Annotated in this window: 18 protein-coding genes and 1 riboswitch; of the genes, 11 read left to right on the top strand and 7 right to left on the bottom strand. The window is 66.9% G+C overall.

Going from position 1 to position 17,718, the window contains the following annotated elements; genetic code table 11:
* Positions 1 to 69: 69 nt before the first annotated feature.
* The 10 genes from secA2 to G6016_RS00995 all read left to right on the top strand — a co-directional run bounded on the left by secA2 (position 70) and on the right by G6016_RS00995 (position 11,327).
* Complete coding sequence (gene secA2 / locus G6016_RS00950) at positions 70 to 2,337, top strand: accessory Sec system translocase SecA2 (RefSeq protein ID WP_187354209.1); 2,268 nt, start codon at positions 70 to 72, stop codon at positions 2,335 to 2,337.
* Positions 2,334 to 3,098 (top strand): CDP-alcohol phosphatidyltransferase family protein, encoded by a 765-nt coding sequence (locus tag G6016_RS00955; RefSeq protein WP_182630841.1) that lies wholly within the window; start codon positions 2,334 to 2,336, stop codon positions 3,096 to 3,098. Before secA2 ends, G6016_RS00955 begins: the two co-directional genes overlap by 4 nt.
* A gap of 47 nt (positions 3,099 to 3,145) precedes the next feature.
* Positions 3,146 to 3,547, top strand: coding sequence for a glycine cleavage system protein GcvH (gene gcvH / locus G6016_RS00960; protein ID WP_182630842.1), 402 nt, complete (start codon positions 3,146 to 3,148; stop codon positions 3,545 to 3,547).
* A gap of 129 nt (positions 3,548 to 3,676) precedes the next feature.
* A complete protein-coding gene (gene odhI, locus G6016_RS00965; protein WP_182630890.1) occupies positions 3,677 to 4,096 on the top strand; it encodes an oxoglutarate dehydrogenase inhibitor Odhl in 420 nt (139 codons plus the stop codon).
* Positions 4,093 to 4,827 carry a transcriptional regulator FtsR gene (gene ftsR, locus G6016_RS00970; RefSeq protein WP_182630843.1) on the top strand — a complete coding sequence of 245 codons (735 nt, stop codon included), beginning with the start codon at positions 4,093 to 4,095 and terminating at the stop codon, positions 4,825 to 4,827. The genes odhI and ftsR overlap by 4 nt, the downstream gene beginning before the upstream one ends.
* 95 nt (positions 4,828 to 4,922) lie before the next feature.
* A complete protein-coding gene (locus G6016_RS00975) occupies positions 4,923 to 5,423 on the top strand; it encodes a bifunctional nuclease family protein (RefSeq protein ID WP_182630891.1) in 501 nt (166 codons plus the stop codon).
* 284 nt (positions 5,424 to 5,707) lie between these two features.
* Positions 5,708 to 6,310, top strand: a complete 603-nt coding sequence (locus G6016_RS00980) for a MerR family transcriptional regulator (RefSeq protein ID WP_182630892.1) — start codon at positions 5,708 to 5,710, stop codon at positions 6,308 to 6,310.
* Positions 6,311 to 6,344: 34 nt separating this feature from the next.
* Positions 6,345 to 6,442: riboswitch (glycine riboswitch) on the top strand.
* 175 nt (positions 6,443 to 6,617) lie between these two features.
* A complete protein-coding gene (gene gcvP / locus G6016_RS00985) occupies positions 6,618 to 9,512 on the top strand; it encodes an aminomethyl-transferring glycine dehydrogenase (RefSeq protein WP_182630844.1) in 2,895 nt (964 codons plus the stop codon).
* Positions 9,513 to 9,560: 48 nt separating this feature from the next.
* Entirely contained in the window at positions 9,561 to 10,388 is an 828-nt protein-coding gene (locus G6016_RS00990; protein ID WP_182630845.1) for an 8-oxoguanine DNA glycosylase OGG fold protein, read from the top strand.
* 90 nt (positions 10,389 to 10,478) lie between these two features.
* A complete protein-coding gene (locus G6016_RS00995) occupies positions 10,479 to 11,327 on the top strand; it encodes an alpha/beta fold hydrolase (RefSeq protein ID WP_182630846.1) in 849 nt (282 codons plus the stop codon).
* Between the two features lie 85 nt (positions 11,328 to 11,412).
* Here G6016_RS00995 and G6016_RS01000 read toward each other — a convergent pair whose 3' ends face one another.
* The gene (locus tag G6016_RS01000; protein ID WP_182630847.1) at positions 11,413 to 12,969 is read right to left on the bottom strand and encodes a fatty acyl-CoA synthetase; all 1,557 of its coding nucleotides are present in this window, start codon (positions 12,967 to 12,969) and stop codon (positions 11,413 to 11,415) included.
* 123 nt (positions 12,970 to 13,092) lie between these two features.
* Positions 13,093 to 13,341: a hypothetical protein gene (locus G6016_RS01005; protein ID WP_206682275.1), complete on the bottom strand. Its 249-nt coding sequence runs from the start codon at positions 13,339 to 13,341 to the stop codon at positions 13,093 to 13,095.
* Between the two features lie 108 nt (positions 13,342 to 13,449).
* Between G6016_RS01005 and G6016_RS01010 the strand changes: the two genes are divergently transcribed.
* Complete coding sequence (locus G6016_RS01010; protein WP_182630848.1) at positions 13,450 to 13,830, top strand: YchJ family protein; 381 nt, start codon at positions 13,450 to 13,452, stop codon at positions 13,828 to 13,830.
* Here the strand turns inward: G6016_RS01010 and G6016_RS01015 are convergent.
* From G6016_RS01015 to G6016_RS01035, 5 genes are all read right to left on the bottom strand, one after another.
* Positions 13,827 to 14,381 carry a hypothetical protein gene (locus G6016_RS01015; RefSeq protein WP_182630849.1) on the bottom strand — a complete coding sequence of 185 codons (555 nt, stop codon included), beginning with the start codon at positions 14,379 to 14,381 and terminating at the stop codon, positions 13,827 to 13,829. The two genes, G6016_RS01010 and G6016_RS01015, sit on opposite strands and share 4 nt — an antisense overlap.
* 52 nt (positions 14,382 to 14,433) lie before the next feature.
* Positions 14,434 to 15,462, bottom strand: coding sequence for a TY-Chap domain-containing protein (locus G6016_RS01020; RefSeq protein ID WP_182630850.1), 1,029 nt, complete (start codon positions 15,460 to 15,462; stop codon positions 14,434 to 14,436).
* A gap of 64 nt (positions 15,463 to 15,526) precedes the next feature.
* On the bottom strand, positions 15,527 to 16,342 hold the full coding sequence (locus G6016_RS01025) for an NUDIX hydrolase (RefSeq protein WP_182630851.1): 816 nt from the start codon (positions 16,340 to 16,342) through the stop codon (positions 15,527 to 15,529).
* A gap of 115 nt (positions 16,343 to 16,457) precedes the next feature.
* Entirely contained in the window at positions 16,458 to 17,129 is a 672-nt protein-coding gene (locus tag G6016_RS01030; protein WP_241729633.1) for a TetR/AcrR family transcriptional regulator, read from the bottom strand.
* Complete coding sequence (locus G6016_RS01035; RefSeq protein ID WP_182630852.1) at positions 17,126 to 17,584, bottom strand: DUF3817 domain-containing protein; 459 nt, start codon at positions 17,582 to 17,584, stop codon at positions 17,126 to 17,128. Before G6016_RS01035 ends, G6016_RS01030 begins: the two co-directional genes overlap by 4 nt.
* Positions 17,585 to 17,718 lie beyond the last annotated feature (134 nt).

The raw sequence follows: 17,718 nt of genomic DNA on the forward strand, positions 1-17,718 counted from the left end.
GGTGGGAGCATCTGTTCGTGATCGGGAAGGACACTGCGCGTGGGAATCGCCAACCGATTCTGGAAGCTGATGGGCTCCACCCAGGGCCGGGACACCTCACGCGCGCAGAGCGCGGTTGAGGCATCCCATGGGTTCGATGAATGGGCGGCGGACCTGGATGACTCCGAATTCGCGGATGCCGCACACGAATTGAGCCTTTTCGGTGAGTCGGCCGAGGACCTCGCCCGCTTCCTGGCGCTCGCCAGGGAGGCCGCCACCCGGACGGTGGACCTGCGCCCCTTCGACGTCCAGTTGCAGGGTGCACTCCGCATGTTCGAGGGTGACGTGGTCGAGATGGCCACCGGCGAGGGAAAGACGTTGTCCGGAGCCATTGCTGCAGCTGGGTACGCCCTGCAGGGACATACGGTCCATGTGATCTCGGTGAACGATTACCTCGCCGCCCGCGACGCCCAGTGGATGGGGGCGATGTTCGAGCTCCTGGGACTGTCCGTCGGGCACGTCACCGAGTCGTCGTCGCGTGAGGAGCGTCGTGCGGCATATGACTGCGACATCACGTACGGCTCGGTGTCGGAGATCGGGTTCGACGTGCTGCGCGAGCAGTTGGTGACCAACCCTGAAGATCTCATCTCGCCGGCAACAGATGTGGCAATCGTCGATGAGGCCGACTCCGTTCTCGTGGACGAAGCTCTGGTTCCGTTGGTCCTCGCGGGCTCGGCCTCGGGAGACGCTCCGACGGGGGAGGTTCTCGCCGCGGTGCGCAAACTGCGCCCGGGACGTCACTACGAGACGGACTCGGAGCGACGCAATATCTATCTCACTGACGACGGCGCGGAAGCGATCGAGAAAGAACTGGGGATCGACGATCTCTACGACGCAGAACACGTCGGTACGACATTGGTCCAGGTCAACGTGGCGTTGCACGCGTGTTTTCTTCTGCGCCGGGATGTGGACTACATCGTTCGCGACGGTCGGGTACAGCTGGTCAACGCGTCCAGAGGCCGCGTTGCCGAGTTGCAGCGATGGCCGGACGGGCTCCAGGCGGCCGTCGAGGCGAAAGAGGGTGTCGCGGTCTCCGAGTCCGGTCAGATCCTCGACAGCCTGACCGTCCAGGCCTTCATCGGTCGATACACGAAGGTCTGTGGCATGACCGGCACCGCTCTGGCCGCCGGTCCTCAGTTGCGCGAGTTCTACTCGCTCGGCGTGTCACAGATCGAGCCGAATCGGCCCAACATCCGTTTTGATGAGGCCGACCGGACCTACATCGACAATGACAGCAAGACCCGTGCGCTGGTCGAGCACATCGCCTCGGTCCACGAGACCGGGCAGCCGGTGCTCGTGGGCACCCATGACGTCGCCGAGTCCGAGGAGTTGGCAGCACGGCTCGCGGAAAAGGACGTCGACTGCGCGGTGCTCAACGCCAAGAACGACGAGGAAGAGGCCGCGATCATCGCGGAGGCCGGCGACATCGGCAACGTCACGGTGTCCACGCAGATGGCCGGCCGGGGTACCGACATCAGGTTGGGCGGATCGGATGAGAGCCGCCGCGATGCCGTGGTGGAACTCGGGGGACTGCACGTCGTCGGAACCGGTCGGCACCGAACCGAGCGGCTCGACAACCAACTCCGTGGACGCGCTGGCCGACAGGGTGACCCCGGCAGCTCGGTGTTCTTCGCGGCGATGGACGACCCGGTTGTCACCTCTGCCCTGGAAGAGGAGAAGCTACCGACAGCGCATGATCGGATGTCCGGGCTGCTCAAAGGTAACCGCGGTCGCGACGCCGTCGATCATGCACAACGCGTCACCGAGGGACAGATGCTGGAGATCCACTCCAATACCTGGCGCTACAGCAGGCTCCTCGCCGAACAGCGCGACATCCTTGCCGAACGCCGATCGGCTCTACTGCTGACGGAGAAGGCGTTCGAGGAACTGACCGAACAGAATCCGGAACGTAGCGCGGAGCTGGTGCAAGCGCACGGGGAGGCGGTCGTCGTCCAGGGTTGCCGGGAGATCATGCTCTGGCACCTGGACAAGGGATGGGCCGAGCACCTGGAGGCGATGAACGACGTTCGTGAGTCGATCCACCTCCGCGCGCTCGGTAGAGAGAACCCGCTGGACGAGTTCCATCGGATCGCGATCGATCACTTCCGGGACCTGGCCTCCGACGCCGTCACCGAGGCGGAGAAGACGTTCGCCGAGATCGAGTTCACGGACAACGGCGTGGATCTCGAGGCGAACGATATGGCCCGGCCGACCTCGACGTGGACGTACATGGTGCATGACAACCCGATGGCGGCCGGCGGCAGTGTCTTCTCCGGGATGATGTCCACCTTCCGATGAACGCGGCACGCGAGGGTAAGCGAGAAACAGATCTGCGTGAATGGCGGACCGGTGAGGGGAAGGTCCTCGGTGCCAAGATCCCCACACCGCGTGGAGGTCATCTCTCGGCGGCCGTGCCACCGGGCCTCGGTGAGGAGAGCCCGCAGCGCGACCCGGGTGTGAGCGATCGCTTCTGGACCCTGCCCAATGCCATTTCGCTAGGACGAATCGCGCTGATTCCCGTCCTGGTCGTCGCAATCCTGGCCTGGGATGCGCCCACTCTGGCGTTGTGGATTCTCGCTGTCCTGGTGGTTTCTGACTGGCTTGACGGCAAGATTGCCCGCTTGTGGAACATGCGCTCGACGTGGGGCGAGAGACTGGACCCGATCGCGGATCGGATCCTCGTCGCCGTCGTCCCCGTCGCGTTCGTCCTCGCCGGCTACATCCCGGTATGGGTAGTGGTGGTCTTGCTCGCGCGAGACGCACTGCTCGTGGCGACCGTCCCGGTGTACCGCCGACGCGATCTCGAACCCGAGGTGACCTATCTGGGCAAGGCGGCCACGTTTGCGCTGTTCTGGTCGCTCCCGCTGTTGCTCGCAGGCCATGCCGGTCTGATCGGTGCCGAAGGCCTCAAGGTGGTCGGGGAGGCGTGCCTGTACTGGGGCGTGGGCCTCTACGCATGGAGCGGCGGCATATATCTCTGGCAGGCACGCAGAATCGCCATGGCGGTTCCCCCTAAAGGCAAGCGATCGGCTGATGTGGAGTCGTCTGACAGTGTGTAATGTCGCCAGATGGAATTTGTAGCGATCCACTCGAGAAGGGCACGTCAGTGAGCGACCAGAACATCCCCGACCAGCTCCGGTACACCGATGAGCACGAGTGGGTGGAGCGGGTGTCGGACACCCGAGTCCGTATCGGCATCACCGAGTACGCGCAGTCCAAGCTCGGAGACATCGTCTTTGTTCAGCTCCCGGAGGTCGGTGGCGAGACGGAGGCGGGTGAGCCCTTCGGCGAGGTCGAGTCACCGAAGAGCGTGTCCGACCTGTACGCGCCGCTCACCGGCAAGGTCGTTGAGGTCAACACCGCCCTCGAGACGTCGCCCGAGCTGGTCAACTCCGATCCGTACGGCGAGGGATGGATCATCGTCCTGGAGATCGCGGATGTCGATGACCTGGAGGCACAGCTCCAGCAGACCCTGGATTCGGACGGGTACGCCGCGATCACGGAGTGATGAGCGGACCTCTCAGCACGCCCCCGGCCACGCGGACGGACAGTCCGGCCTAGAATTAACGATGAGCGCACCGTGAGCCCTGCGCCCGGGCTCAGACGAGGAGAGACGAACGTGACCGAGAACAAGAACATGCCCGAGGCGACCGCCGAGACCACCTCCGTGTTCCGCGCCGAGCTCCTCAACGAGACCGATCAGCAGGCGGCCCAGTCGGATTCGTCTGTCACCGGTATCGAGGGACTTCCCGAAGGGCAGGCGCTGCTGGTGGTCAAGCGTGGCCCCAATGCCGGCTCCCGTTTCCTGCTGGACCAGGCCACGACGTCGGCCGGTCGTCACCCGGACAGTGACATCTTCCTGGATGACGTGACCGTCAGTCGCCGCCATGCGGAGTTCCGCAGTGAAGGCGGCAGCTTCACGGTTGTTGACGTGGGGTCGCTGAACGGCACGTACGTCAACCGGGAGCCCGTTGACTCCGCGTCTCTCGCCAATGGCGACGAGGTGCAGATCGGTAAGTTCCGCCTCGTGTTCCTGACGGGTACGCCCGGGCAGTGACCGCAGCTGGCCACGGCGCCGGCAAGGAGGAGTTTCTCTCCATCGGCGGTGTCATCGCACTTCTGACTCCGGAGTTCCCGGACCTGACGGTGTCCAAGGTTCGGTTCCTCGAGAACGAGGGACTGGTCACGCCCCAACGCACGCCGAGCGGGTACCGACGGTTCAGTGCCGAGGACCGGGAACGACTGAGGTACGTCCTCACCGCACAGCGAGACCGTTACCTGCCTCTCAAGGTGATTCGAGAGGAACTGGACGCTCTCGACGCGGCGATTGCCGATGGGTCGACCACGGCTCTTCGGCCCCGGCCGGGGGCGGAGGGCGTTCCGGGCTCGGAGCCGGATGATTTCCGTACCGATACCCTCAGGCGCCTGACCCGAGAGAACGTCATCGACCAATCGGGGGTCGACGCGGACCTGGTCGACTCTCTCATCGATGCCGGGCTCATCGCCACCGGCCTTGGTGGTTTCTTTGACCCCGAGGCCGTGTTGATCGCGCGTACCGCCCATGATCTGGCCGTCCACGGCGTGGACGTGCGTCATCTGCGGGGCTTCCGGACCGCAGCCGACCGACAGACCGGACTCATCGCCCAGATTGCGGGGCCGGTCGCGCGACAAGGGGATGCAGACGCGAGGGATCGTGCTGCCGAGCTGGCAAGGGAGATCGCGGCGTTGTCGGTCGCACTGCACTCGACGCTGGTGACCGTAGCGGTCCGGCACGCACTCGACTCCTGACGGTAGGGGGTATCCGCTGCGGCGGCGCCTGCTCGCGCGGGGGTCCGTGAGGGATACGCTGGAGAAGTCGAGAGGCGGAGAACATGGAGAGCAACATGCATGAGGTCGACGTGGTCGGGATCCGCTTCGAGGAGCCCGAGTACGCGCCCGTCCTGATCCTTCACGAGAAGGAGGGCGGGCGTTACGTGCCGATCTGGATCGGCGCGGCCGAAGCCGCTGCGATCAGCCTCCAGCAGCAGGGCGTCCAGCCAAGTCGGCCGCTCACACATGACCTGGTGGCGACTCTCCTGGAGACTTTCTCGCAGCAGCTGAAGCAGGTCGAGATTGTCGGGGTGTCCGAGGGCACCTTCATCGCGGAGCTCGTGTTCGGTTCGACGAGGGTCTCGGCCCGGCCGTCCGATGCGGTGGCGGTGGCACTGCGGACCTCGTCGCCCGTGTTGGTGAGCAAGGAGGTGCTCGACGAGGTCGGGATCTCACTCGTCGAGCAGGGTGAGGAAGAGGTCGAGGCCTTCCGCGAGTTCCTGGATCAGGTGAGTCCTGATGATTTTCTCGGCGGCGGAGGTCCGGAAGAGCGTCCCGGAGATTCCCCCTCCTGAGGTGCGTGACCTGCTGGTTTATTAGTCACTTGCGTCACTTGGCTACCTTTTCGCAGGCAGATTAAGAGTCTAAAGTTCAACTTGAGGTTGAGGTTTACCGCGTGTCCTATTGATCGGCGGGCGGTGCAGGCATAGCGTTGCCCTCAGTGAACTACACCGATGGTGTTCACGCGTCCAGGATTCGGGCTGACAGGCCCGGTACCGTGCGGCCACAATTGTGGCTGCACCCGCAGCTTGAGGGAGCAAACGTGGCCGATCACCCCCGGATTCCGGAGCCGACCGTCGTGACCGATACGGAGAGCCTCTTTGGTGATGCGACCGAGGCCACCCAGGCCACGTTCGACGAGGTGCAGCCCGGACTGTTCCCGGATGACGGGATCCCGGACGGTACCAGTGGTTACCGTGTGCCGATCGCGTGCCAGATCGCCGGCATCACCTACCGGCAGCTCGACTACTGGGCCCGCACAGACCTGGTCGTGCCGTCGATCCGCAACGCCGCGGGCTCCGGAAGCCAGCGCCTGTACTCGTTCAAGGACATACTCGTCCTCAAGATTGTCAAGCAGCTGCTCGACACCGGCATCTCCCTGCAGAACATCCGCAAGGCCGTGGATCAGATCCGTTCCCGCGGCGTTCAGGACTTGGCGACGATCACCCTGTTCTCGGATGGCCGCACCGTGTTCGAGTGCACCTCCAAGGAGGAGGTGTTCGACCTCCTGCAGGGTGGACAGGGCGTGTTCGGGATCGGGATCGGTGGGGCGATGCGTGAGCTGGCCGGATCGATCTCGGAGTTCCCCGCGGAGACGGTCATCGAGGAGGATGTCGTCGCCCCGGTCGAGGACGAGCTCGCGGCGCGTCGCCGTGCTCGCGCCTCGCGCCGTACGGGCTAAGGCGGAGACGTCGTCTAGACTCGGTGACGCGTTCACGCGACTCACGGGAGAGTTCCGCGGTAACCAGCCGCGGGCGCCGAAGGAGCAACTCCTCTCCGAGAATCTCTCAGGCACCCGGACCGTGTAGTCGGCGAACGCCTCTGGAGAGCGGTGGAATCGACCACCCGCCCACGGGGAAAGCCCGGCCCTGACATGGGCCCGGTGAATCTCTCAGGCGCCGGCGCGGACCGGCAGGGGACAGAGCGGAGAGGGTAGCACCGGCCCGCCGGCCGCCCATCGGGGTGGCCCCGCCCTTGGAGGAGCACCTGTGACGACGACCCCGCACACCGCCCGGACCGGAGGCGAGTTCGTCGCCCGCCATCTGGGGCCCGACGCTGATGGGCTTGACCGCATCCTGGACACCATCGGGGTGTCGTCGCTGGATGAACTCGCAGAGCGGGCATTCCCGTCGGTCATCGTGGACGAGGTCGGGTCCGATGGCCGTGCCGCCGGTATCGACGCGCTTCCCGAACCACTGTCGGAGGCGGATACGCTAGCCGCACTGCGGGCTCTGGCTGATCGGAACACGGTCGCCGTGTCGATGATCGGGCAGGGCTACTACGACACGCTTACGCCGCCGGTGCTGATCCGGAACATCATCGAGAGCCCCGCCTGGTACACGGGCTACACCCCGTACCAGCCGGAGATCAGCCAGGGGCGCCTGGAGGCCCTGCTGAACTTCCAGACCATGGTGTCCGATCTGACGGGTATGGACCTGGCCAACGCCTCCATGCTGGACGAGGGCACCGCCGCGGCCGAGGCCATGACCATGCTGCGTCGGTCCAACCGAAAGTCCAAGAGCCCCCGCTTTGCCGTCGACGTCGACATCTTCCCCCAGACCGCGGCGATCCTGGCCACGCGTGCGGAGCCGCTCGGGATCGAGATCGTCACCGCCAACCTCATTGACGGGGGCCTGCCGGAGGGCGAGTTCTTCGGCGCTCTCGTCCAGACGCCGGGGGCGTCGGGTCGGGTCGCGGATGTCGCCAAGCTCATCGAGGAGTGCCACGAGCGCGGCGTGATGGTGGCCGCCGGCGTCGACCTGCTGTCGGCGACGGTGCTCACCCCGGCCGGCGAGAAGGGCGCGGATGCGTGCTTCGGCACCACCCAGCGCTTCGGCGTGCCGATGGGCTTCGGCGGTCCGCACGCCGGCTTCCTGGCCTGCCGCACCGCGCACGCCCGCAACTTGCCGGGACGTCTGGTGGGTGTGTCCACCGACGCTGACGGTCGTGTCGCCTACCGTCTGGCGTTGCAGACCCGTGAGCAGCACATCCGCCGTGACAAGGCCACCTCCAACATCTGTACCGCCCAGGTACTGCTCGCGGTGCTCGCCGCGATGTATGCCTCGTACCACGGTGCGGAGGGCCTGACGGCCATCGCGCGACGTGTCCACGCCCACGCCGCGGTGCTCGCGGACGGGCTCGTCATGGCGGGTGTCGAGGTCGTGCACGATGAGTTCTTCGACACCGTCCTGGCGCGCGTACCGGGCCGCGCCGACGAGGTGCTCGCCGCCGCGGCCGAGCGCGGGGTCAACCTGTGGAAGGTCGACGACGACAACGTCTCCATTTCCTGTGACGAGGCCACCACCGGGGATCACGTCGCACTCGTCCTCGAGGCCTTCGGTGGCCGCGTCGAGGACGTGGCGGATACGGCCGGCCTTGAGGTCCTCGTCGATCCGGCATACGGAGATCGCACGAGTGCGTTCCTGGAGCACGAGGCGTTCGTGCGCTACCGCACTGAGACGGCGATGCTGCGGTATCTGCGGGCGTTGTCGGACAAGGACATGGCGCTGGATCGAACGATGATCCCGCTCGGCTCCTGCACGATGAAGCTCAACGCGACCACCGAGATGGAACCCATCACGTGGCCGGAGTTCAGCAAGCTCCACCCGTTCGCCCCCGCAGATCAGAACGAGGGGATCCGCCAGCTGGTGTCCGATGTCGAGCAGTGGCTCGTCGACATCACCGGTTACGCGGCGGTCAGTCTCCAGCCGAACGCGGGGAGCCAGGGCGAGTACGCGGGACTGCTCGCGATCAGCGCCTACCACCGCTCACGTGGCGACGATTCCCGCACGGTGTGCATCATCCCGTCCTCTGCTCACGGCACCAATGCGGCCTCCGCGGTCATGGCGGGCATGAAGGTCGTCGTGGTGGCGTGCCGTGAGAACGGCGACGTCGACGTCGAGGATCTCAAGGCCAAGGTCGATAAGCACGCCGACGAGCTGGCGGCGATCATGATCACCTACCCGTCCACACATGGTGTGTATGAGCACGACATCGAGGAGATCTGCGCGATCGTCCACGATGCCGGTGGCCAGGTCTACATCGACGGCGCGAACCTCAACGCTCTGGTGGGCGTCGCGCGTCCCGGTCGGTTCGGTGGCGACGTCAGCCACCTCAACCTGCACAAGACGTTCTGCATCCCGCACGGTGGCGGCGGTCCTGGTGTCGGGCCGGTGGCTGTCGCCGAGCACCTGCGTGAGTTCCTGCCCGGGCACCCGCACGTGGAAGGACTGGGTTCCGGTGGCGTGGTGTCCGCGGCACCGTTCGGTTCAGCGTCGATCCTGCCCATCACCTGGGCTTACATCCGGATGATGGGTGCGGACGGCCTACGCCGTGCCACGCTCACCGCCATCGCGAGTGCCAACTACCTCGCCCGCCGTATCGGCGAACACTTCCCGGTCCTGTACTCCGGTGACGGCGGCTGGGTCGCCCACGAGTGCATCCTCGACATCCGCCCGCTCATCGATTCGGTGGGCATCTCGATCGACGATGTGGCCAAGCGGCTCGCCGACTACGGCTTCCATGCGCCGACCATGAGCTTCCCGGTCCCCAACACCCTCATGGTCGAGCCCACCGAGAGTGAGGACCTGGCCGAGCTCGACGCATTCTGTGATGCCATGGCGGCGATCCGCGCCGAGATCGATCGTGTCGCGGACGGGGAGTGGCCGGTCGAGGACAACCCGCTGAGGGGTGCCCCGCACACCGCGGAGAGCGTCTCTGCGGATGAGTGGACTCACCCGTACCCGCGCAGTGTCGCCGGCTACCCGCTGGGTTCGTCGTGGCGGCCGAAGGTGTGGCCCGCGGTCCGCCGGATCGACGGCGCCTACGGTGACCGCAACCTGGTCTGTTCGTGCCCTCCGTTGGAGGCGTTCGCGGAGGACTGAGTGGCTCGTCGGTCCGATCGTGTCGTACCCGCATGACACTGTGCGGGTATGACCACGACAGGACCAGGCCACGTTCCACCGCTTCCCGCGGCCTGCGCCGACTGGTGCAGGGCGCAGCCGCCGGCGGTGCTGGTAGCTGACGAGTACGTGAAGATCGATCTGGATCTCTGGAATCTCCGCCTCGCGGAGAAGGGGATCGACCTCCGACTGGTTGGTGGCGGACCAGACGGTGGCCGGGTCGAGACCGGAACCGGCTACCTGCGGCGCAGTGACCTGTGGGCAGCCGGTCGTCGGGCGCGGGGCAGCCTGGAGGAGGCGGTGGTCGCGCTGTACATGTGCGCGGCGTGGCTGTCCTCCCACCCCACACGGTCAGGCATCCGGCGTGGGGTGCCGGATTTCCGGGTGCCGGACCGGGACAGATCCGGCTGGCGGTCGGTCTCTTCTCACGGCTACCCCCTCGTTCTCCATGACGTCGTCGACTGGCTGGACGCGCCCGGGGAGGCGATGAACCTGCTCCGGCACGGCGCTCCGGCGGGGCGTGCCGGACGCGGAGTGCCCGATCTGGGCTACCCGCTGGCCTCGCTGTATCTGTCGTCGTTGGCGATGGCCTGGTCTGAGCAGCGCATCGTTCCGGTCGATTCGGCGGGAATCGGGACGTTGATCCACGCCGGCTGGACCGAGGTCGACTCGGCTTCCCGCCTCACCCCGCGCCGTTTCCAGCGATACCTGGAACTGGTCCAGGCGTGGGCCAATGAGTGTGGAGTCGATCCGCTCGTGGTGGAGATGTGGCTCGTCCGGGATTGGCATCACAGGAGGTCGGGCACCGTCGGGGCGGGCGCCGCCGTTCGGACGCCCCGCGACAGGCCCGGTCAGTAGTCGGCCGGGGCGGCCGGCCGGTCAGGGGGCAACCCGGCTGGCCGCACGAAGTCGGGTATGGCGAGCCCGTGGAGGCATTAGGGTCCGGGCATGAGCCCCCGCGAATTGTCCGTCGATGTCCAGGCTGGCCGACTAGAAGTACTCGTGTGGGATGCGGACGGGACCGGCATGGGTGATGAACCCGTGCCGACGGTGCTTGCTCTGCACGGGTTCCCCGAGTCAGCGAACGAGTGGCGGCCCGTCGCGGAGATCCTCGCCCGCAACGGTGTCCGGGTCGTGGCGCCACTCCAGCGGGGTTATTCGCCGGGGGCGAGGCCCACGGCCGTGGAGGACTACTCGATCGAGCTCCTGGCCGAGGATGTTCTGGCGGTGGCCGAAGACCTGCAGCTCGGTGCCTTTCACCTGGTCGGGCACGATTGGGGCGCCTGTGTGGCGTGGTGGCTCGCCGGCCATCAACCGAACCGTCTCACCTCGCTCGTCGCGATATCGGTGCCGCACCTCGGGGCATTCGCCGAGGCGATCGGTACCGATCCAGACCAGCAGGAACGGTCCGCGTATTTCACGCTCTTCCGCGAGCCCGGGAAGGCAGAGGACGTCCTTCTCGCCGATGGCGCACGGCGCCTTCGAGCCATGTTCACCGATGCCGTGCCGGAGGACCTGGTGACGCAGCACATGGACGTGGTGGGGACCCGCGACGGACTGACAGGCGCGCTGAACTGGTATCGGGCGATGCGGAGCTACGAGTTGCCGGATGTGTCTGTTCCGACGACGTTCATCTGGGGCGATCAGGATATGGCGATCGCGCGAAGTGGCGCCGAGGCCACAGCCGAGCGCATGACCGGCGACTACCGATTCGTGCCGGTGTCCGGTGGTGGGCATTGGATTCCGGAAGAGAATCCGGAGCTTGTCGCTGCCGAAGTATTGGCGCGCGTGCGGTGACGTCGGCGTCGTTGCCGGCGCTGGTGCTGATATGCCGTGACTGATCCGATCGACAGTTGATCGGATCAGTCACCTCGCTCTGGAGTCAGGACTGCCGGAGTTCGCGCTTGAGGAGTTTGCCGGACTGGTTTCGGGGAAGCTCGTCGACAAACACGACGTGCTTGGGGACCTTGAAGGGCGCGAGATGCGCGCGGGTGCCGTCAATGATCTCGGCCTCGGTGACGTCCTGGCCGTCCTTGAGCACCACGACAGCCGTGACCGCCTCGATCCACTTCGGGTCGGGGGTGCCGATTACCGCGACCTCGGCGACCCGGGTGTCCTGGTAGACGGCGTCCTCGACTTCGCGAGAGGCCACCAGGACGCCGCCGGTATTGATGACGTCCTTGATGCGGTCCACGACCTCGAGGAAGCCCTCTGAATCCCGGACCACGAGGTCGCCGGAATGGAACCATCCATCTCGGAACGCCTCCTCGGTCGCTTCGGGCTTGTTCCAGTAGCCGCTGCACAGCTGAGGTGAGCGGTAGACGACCTCGCCGCGCTCGCCGTCGGCGACGTCCGCGCCGTTGTCGTCGACCACGCGCGCCTCGACGAAGAACACCGGGCGCCCGGCGCTGGCGGGACGGGCGTCGTGCTCCTCGGGGCGGAGAACGGCGGCGAGTGGCGCGACTTCGGATTGGCCGAAGCAGTTGTAGAAGCCGAGGTCAGGGTACCTGGACCGGAGCCGCTGGAGCACGGTGACCGGCATGATCGAGGCGCCGTACTGGGCCTTTGTAAGGCTGGATAGGTCGCGGGTCTCGAGATCGGGATGCGAGGCGAGCGGGACCCATACCGTGGGGGCCAGGAAGAGGGACCGGATCTTGTCCGCCTCGATACGGCGGAGGATCTCCGGGATGTCGGGGGCGGCCATCAGGTGCACCGTGGCGCCGAGGGACAGGTACGGCAGAGCGAACACATGCATCGCCGCCGAGTGGTACAGCGGCATCGCCACGAGCGGCTCGTCGTCGATATCGAAATCGAGCGCGAGGATGCAACTGATGTACTCGTGGACGAGGGCGGAGTGGGTCATCATCGCGCCCTTGGGGCGGGACGTGGTGCCCGAGGTGTAGAGGAGCTGGGCCAGGCTGGTGCCGGAGGCGGGGGAGTCGAACCGCCCGGTGGCCTCGGACGACAGCGCGGTGCCGAGGACGGTGCCATCGGTGGACTCGCCTGCCGCGGGCTGGAGAGGGAGTGCGGTGAGGCCGGGCATCCCGCCGAGAACGGAATCGAGCGTCGCCGCCTGCGCCGGGTCGACCAGCACGACCGATGCACCCGAATCAGTGAGCAGGTACTCGAGCTCGCCGCCGGTCAGTGCGTAGTTGACGGGGACGTGGGTCAGGCCCGCGCGGGAGACCGCCAGGAACGCGATGAGGTAGGCATCGGAGTTGATTCCGTAGGCGGCGACGCGGGCTCCTGCCTCGAGGCCTCGGCCAGCCAGATCTGCGGCAACCCGGTCGACAGCGGCGTCGAGTTCGGCGTAGGTCCAGCGGCGGTCACCGAAGGTGAGGGCGGGTCGGTCGGGGTACCGGGAGGCCGACCGGCGCAGAATTGCATCGACGGTCCCGGCGCTGGCGGCCGAGGTGGACGAGAGAGTCGTTGAGGGCATGGAACGGAGCCTATAGCGGCGCCCCCGGTGCAGATGCCGAGAAAGACAGGTCCCGCCCCCGTTCCCGGCGCAGGTGACGAGGGTGCTAGTGGGGCCCCATCGCGGGAGTCGCCGGCGGGGTGATCAGTCTTCGGCGCGCAGGAGTGTCAGAACCTCCGGCGGGATATGTCCGCTGGCCTCGCGTGGCGTCCAGTGTTCGCTCGGTACCCATTGGGAGCCGCAGCCGCGGCAGGCGAACAGCGGCTCGCCCCGCCGCTCGACGGGGGTCTTGTTCCAGTTGCACAGGTCCCGGCACGACCGGACCTTGAGCGGCGCGAGATCGGGGTCGGTGGTTCGGCGGGCGAGCGCACGCAGCGAGGAGAGGGATGCCATGACACCGACCAGGATAGTCCCCGGCAGCAGCAGGTGGGCGGTGGCGTGGGCATGAACGGGGGAGGGCCGGAGGTAGCCTGTCCTGGTCCGAAGCGAATGGAGACGTCGATGCCCGCATGTCCGTGTGGTGGCGGGGAGTACAGCGCGTGCTGTGGTCCCCTGGTCGAGGACGGGGTCCCCGCCCGTACCGCGGAGCAGCTCATGCGCTCGCGCTACACGGCGTTCGCGACGGGGCACCCTGACCACCTCTGGCGGACGTGGCACCCCCGTTACCGCCCGAAAAATGTGGAGACCGGCGGGGTGACGTGGCTGGGCCTGTCCGTGCTCGAGGTGGTCGCAGGAGAAGAGGACGACGACGACGGCGTCGTTGAATTCGAGGCGCGATTCTCCGGCCCGGACGGCGTCGAGAACATGAGAGAGCGGTCCGAGTTCCGGCGCCGAGGCGGACGCTGGGTGTACCTGGAGGGGACGGATCCCCGAGAGGACTAGGAGGCCGAAGCGTCGGCGGTCTGAGCCGACGGATCCGCTGGCTGGAGCGTGACGGTGATCGAGGCCAGCGTGCGCGGAGAGGCGACCTCGAGGCGGCCGATGCGGTCACCGCCGGCCATCTTCCACGCCACCATCCCCTGGATCTGTTCGCCGGGCATCGTCATCACCGAGGGGACCAGAGGATCGTTGACGATGCCCGCGGGGTTCTCGATCAGCTCGTACTCGACCCCTGTGGGTGAGTAGGCGGAGAGGGAGGCGGGCCCGATCTCGGGCTGCCCGGCGGACTGCACGGCTCTGACGTCCACGGCGAACACGGTGTCCGCATAGGCACTTGTCGGAACGATGCGGAGGTTGGACAGAGTCACGGTGGCATCCCAGTCATCGCCGGCGACGGGGAAGGGCCGGTCGAACTGCTGGGAGGTGGGCACCGGTCCGGTGTCGGCGTTCGCGGTTGCGGGAAGCGTGCGACGCTCGTCGGAATCCGACGACGAGCAGGCTCCGGAGACAGCGATCGTGGCCATGAGGGCTGCGGCAAGGGCGACGCGTCTCATCGGGTGCTCCTGGGCGGGTCGTGCGCCGGGCCGATCCCGGCAGTACAACATGCTACTGATCGTCGATTTTCGGATCGTCGGCAGAGTGCAGGTCACGCCATTGTGAGCTGGCGACGCGTCGGGCGAGATCCGGGTACACGTCGTCCAGCTCCGCCACGATCTCGGCGAGCTTGATCTTGAAATTGACTGGGACGAAGACTCTGTCGACGAATTCAGACTCGGCCACGATCGCCTTGCCGTCGAAGACGTACCGGCACCACAACGAATCCCGGTTGAGGATCGCCACCTCGGTTTCGGCGGCCGCCGCGTCTTCCACGACGGGGACCAGGGGACTCCGGAACACGATCAGCGGCATCGAGCGGTGGGCTCGGACGAACACGACGACGCAGGCTGTCGGCACCGTGAACACATCATGGTCGTCGACCTCCACGCGATCGTTGTAGACCTCGGACAGAGCGGTGCTCAACACCTGGGTCGCCTGATCGGGGTCGGTGATGGTGACCGGATGGAAATCCGGATCATCGGCCAACGAGGGCGAGTTACCGGCCGGAGGCGTCGATGGCCCGCCACCGGGCTCGTCGGAAGGTGGGCGCGGATCGGCGGTCGTGTGCTCGATGTCAACCACGTCGTGGAGGAACACCGGGTGGGGGATCCCGAACACCCTCTCCATGGTTCCGGCGACCAGATGCGACAGGTGTGGTGCCTCGAATGCGGGCAGCCGAATCCGGGCGCGCGTGGCCGCCGCCGGGTCGTGGGTTACCTCCCACCCGAGTCCGGCGAGTTGGTCGAGTTGAGAGGAGCGGAGCGGGATCGGATGGTCTTCTGCGCCGCCTCCGGACACCTCGGCCTCGATATGGCGTGTGCGTTCCTGCAGGACCGCGGTGTGCGTCGCGTCGGAGTCCGGTTCGGAGGTGGTGAACCGGATGAACGGCGGCTGACTCGACTGGACGCCGAGAACCGGCACGGTGAGATCGAAGGTCGCGCCGGGTACGAGGTCGCGGAGAAACCCGGCCAGGCGGACGGCGAACCGTTCCCACCCAGCGGCGATCGACGCATCGACGTCGAACTCGAATTCCGGCATGCCTCGAAGTCAACCACCGAGTCGTACTCGCCGTCAGCGGTTCGCCGGTGTCCGTGGCGGGTGCTCAGCTTTCCGGCGCCGCGTGGCCTCTCTGGTAGTCCGCCCAGTACTCGTCAGAGCCGTCGAATCCGACGCGCAGCCCGCCCCGGTGCTCGATGATCTCCGGTTCGACGGGGGAGATGTCCGGCTCGGCGGCGAGCGCGGACGCGACGTCGTCGAACGCGGACAGATTGTGGAGTTGCACCCAGGTCGGCGGGAGGAGCATTGACCGTCCGGAGCGGAAGTCGTCGAGCAGGTCGGTCGGTCGTGCCCACATCGTCAGGTCGACCTCGGTCGTCTGATCGTCGGGTTCCTGGCCGTTCGGCAGTGCGGCGAGGAAGAACCGGGTGTCGTACCGCCGCGGTTCCACCGCGGGCGTGATCCAGTGGTCGAACGGGCGCAGTCGTCCGGCCGCCAGGGAGAGTTCCTCGGTGGAGAGGAAGTGACTGAAGGTCAACTCGTGGGCCTCCAGATCGGCGCGGGCACCGTGGTAGCGGCCGGCGTCGGCCACGGGCGAGCCGTCCAGATGGTCGGCGAGGAGGACCCCGCACTCCTCGAATGTTTCCCGTGCGGCGGCACACACGAGACGGCGGGCCCGGGATTCCTCGCAGCCGAGACGGTCGGCCCACCACTGCGGGGCGGGGCCGGTCCACGCCAGATCCGGATCGTCATCCGCGGCGTCGACTCCACCGCCGGGGAACACCGTCATCCCGCCGGCGAAGGCCATCCCCTTGACCCGCCGGGCCACGAACACCTCGGGTCCGGCTTCCGAATCGCGGACGACCATCACCGTGGAGGCGTCCTTCACAGGACGCGTGCCGTCGTGCTCAGCCTTGCTCATGAGGCCAGTGTGGCCCGCACGGGTGACGTGGGTCGCACCGGGGTACTGATCCGGGCGATACGGGCTGTGCGTGCGCGCCGATGCGGGTCCACTCGGGGGACGCCGGTCGGGTCATTCAGTGCGACGTCGACCCGGGCTCTGGCGACGACTCAGATGCTGCGGCGAGAGCCCCGTGGAGTACGCGCCGGACATGCGCGCGCAGTTCGCCGCGATGATCCAAGTCCGGCGCCCGGCGCACCCCCGATCTCACGATCGTCATGTACATGACGTCAAAGACGGTCTGCGCGGGGCCGATGAGGTGCGCGGGGTCCGCGCCTCCCCCGGAGTGCCTGGCCAGCACCTCGGCTATGCGGCCACGCAGGTCCAGCAGGATTCGTTGGGCCTCGTCACGGTGAGGGCCGGGCTCGCCGAACAGGGTTTCGCGGTGGTAGGCGGCGACGTTGTCGGGCTGGTTCTCCAGCGCCCGTACGAGAGGCTCGCACAATTGGACGAGGTCCTCGACCGGATCCCCGGTGTCCGGCAGGGAATCGACCATCAACCGGAAATCGTCGTTGGCGACCATGCACAGCAGTTCGCCCTTGGACCGGGCGTAGCGAAACAGCGTGCCGGTTCCGACCTCCGCCCGATCGGCCACCTCCTGGGTGGTGACCGACGCGTAACCGCGGGTCCAGAACAGTTCCCTGGCCGCCTTGTGGATGCGCCGCTGCTTGTCGGCCTTGTTCAACTCGCGGCGGCCGGGCTCGCGGGCCATGTCGCCGCCGACAGTGCCCAGGTCGGCCGAACTCAACTGAACCACTCGGTCGGCGGGCCGGCGAGCAGAAGGAGACTGAACACGACGGCCACGACGACCACGGTCACGATGAGCGCCAGAACGGGCGAACGCAGGGCGGAGGCCACGAGCTTCTCGTGCACGCCGCGCGGGCTCTCCTCGTCGCTGCCGAGCCGCCACGGCCCGTCGAGCAGTCCACGCTTTTCGACGGACCGCTCGAAGGGGTAGGTGGCATAGGGAATGATCGCGGACGCCAGTCCGAGGACACCCGTGCCGAAGGACCAGCGCTTGTCGACCCAGACGAGGACGGTGGTGACCGCGTAGCAGAGGAACACGAAACCGTGGATGCTGCCGCCGACGGTCGTCGCCCATTCGAGCCCGAAGGCGTACTTGCCGATCATGCCGAGGATCAGCAGGGTCCAGGTCACCATCTCGGCGAGCGCGAGCCGCTTATAAAGGATGCGGGGGGTCACAGGAGGCCTCCAGGGTTCAGTGTGGTGTCCGACCGACATCGTACGGACTCGCGGACCGGACTCCGGAGAAGGCTCCGTTTAGCCTTGGCGGATCAGTGCACTGTGCCGTCCGCACACCCTCTCGGGGACCTACT

Origin of the sequence: Dietzia aerolata, assembly GCF_014144865.1 — a bacterium.
Taxonomy (GTDB): domain Bacteria; phylum Actinomycetota; class Actinomycetes; order Mycobacteriales; family Mycobacteriaceae; genus Dietzia; species Dietzia aerolata.

Bases quoted from the DNA above. Each gene is read 5' to 3' on its own strand.
- G6016_RS01010 (WP_182630848.1), top strand. From the start codon at position 13,450: ATGCCCGCATGTCCGTGTGGTGGCGGGGAGTACAGCGCGTGCTGTGGT.
- G6016_RS00955 (WP_182630841.1), top strand. From the start codon at position 2,334: ATGAACGCGGCACGCGAGGGTAAGCGAGAAACAGATCTGCGTGAATGG.
- G6016_RS01000 (WP_182630847.1), bottom strand. From the start codon at position 12,969: ATGCCCTCAACGACTCTCTCGTCCACCTCGGCCGCCAGCGCCGGGACC.
- G6016_RS01015 (WP_182630849.1), bottom strand. From the start codon at position 14,381: ATGAGACGCGTCGCCCTTGCCGCAGCCCTCATGGCCACGATCGCTGTC.
- odhI (WP_182630890.1), top strand. From the start codon at position 3,677: ATGCCCGAGGCGACCGCCGAGACCACCTCCGTGTTCCGCGCCGAGCTC.
- G6016_RS01005 (WP_206682275.1), bottom strand. From the start codon at position 13,341: ATGGCATCCCTCTCCTCGCTGCGTGCGCTCGCCCGCCGAACCACCGAC.
- G6016_RS01020 (WP_182630850.1), bottom strand. From the start codon at position 15,462: ATGCCGGAATTCGAGTTCGACGTCGATGCGTCGATCGCCGCTGGGTGG.
- G6016_RS00990 (WP_182630845.1), top strand. From the start codon at position 9,561: ATGACCACGACAGGACCAGGCCACGTTCCACCGCTTCCCGCGGCCTGC.
- secA2 (WP_187354209.1), top strand. From the start codon at position 70: ATGGGCTCCACCCAGGGCCGGGACACCTCACGCGCGCAGAGCGCGGTT.
- G6016_RS00975 (WP_182630891.1), top strand. From the start codon at position 4,923: ATGCATGAGGTCGACGTGGTCGGGATCCGCTTCGAGGAGCCCGAGTAC.
- G6016_RS01025 (WP_182630851.1), bottom strand. From the start codon at position 16,342: ATGAGCAAGGCTGAGCACGACGGCACGCGTCCTGTGAAGGACGCCTCC.
- G6016_RS00995 (WP_182630846.1), top strand. From the start codon at position 10,479: ATGAGCCCCCGCGAATTGTCCGTCGATGTCCAGGCTGGCCGACTAGAA.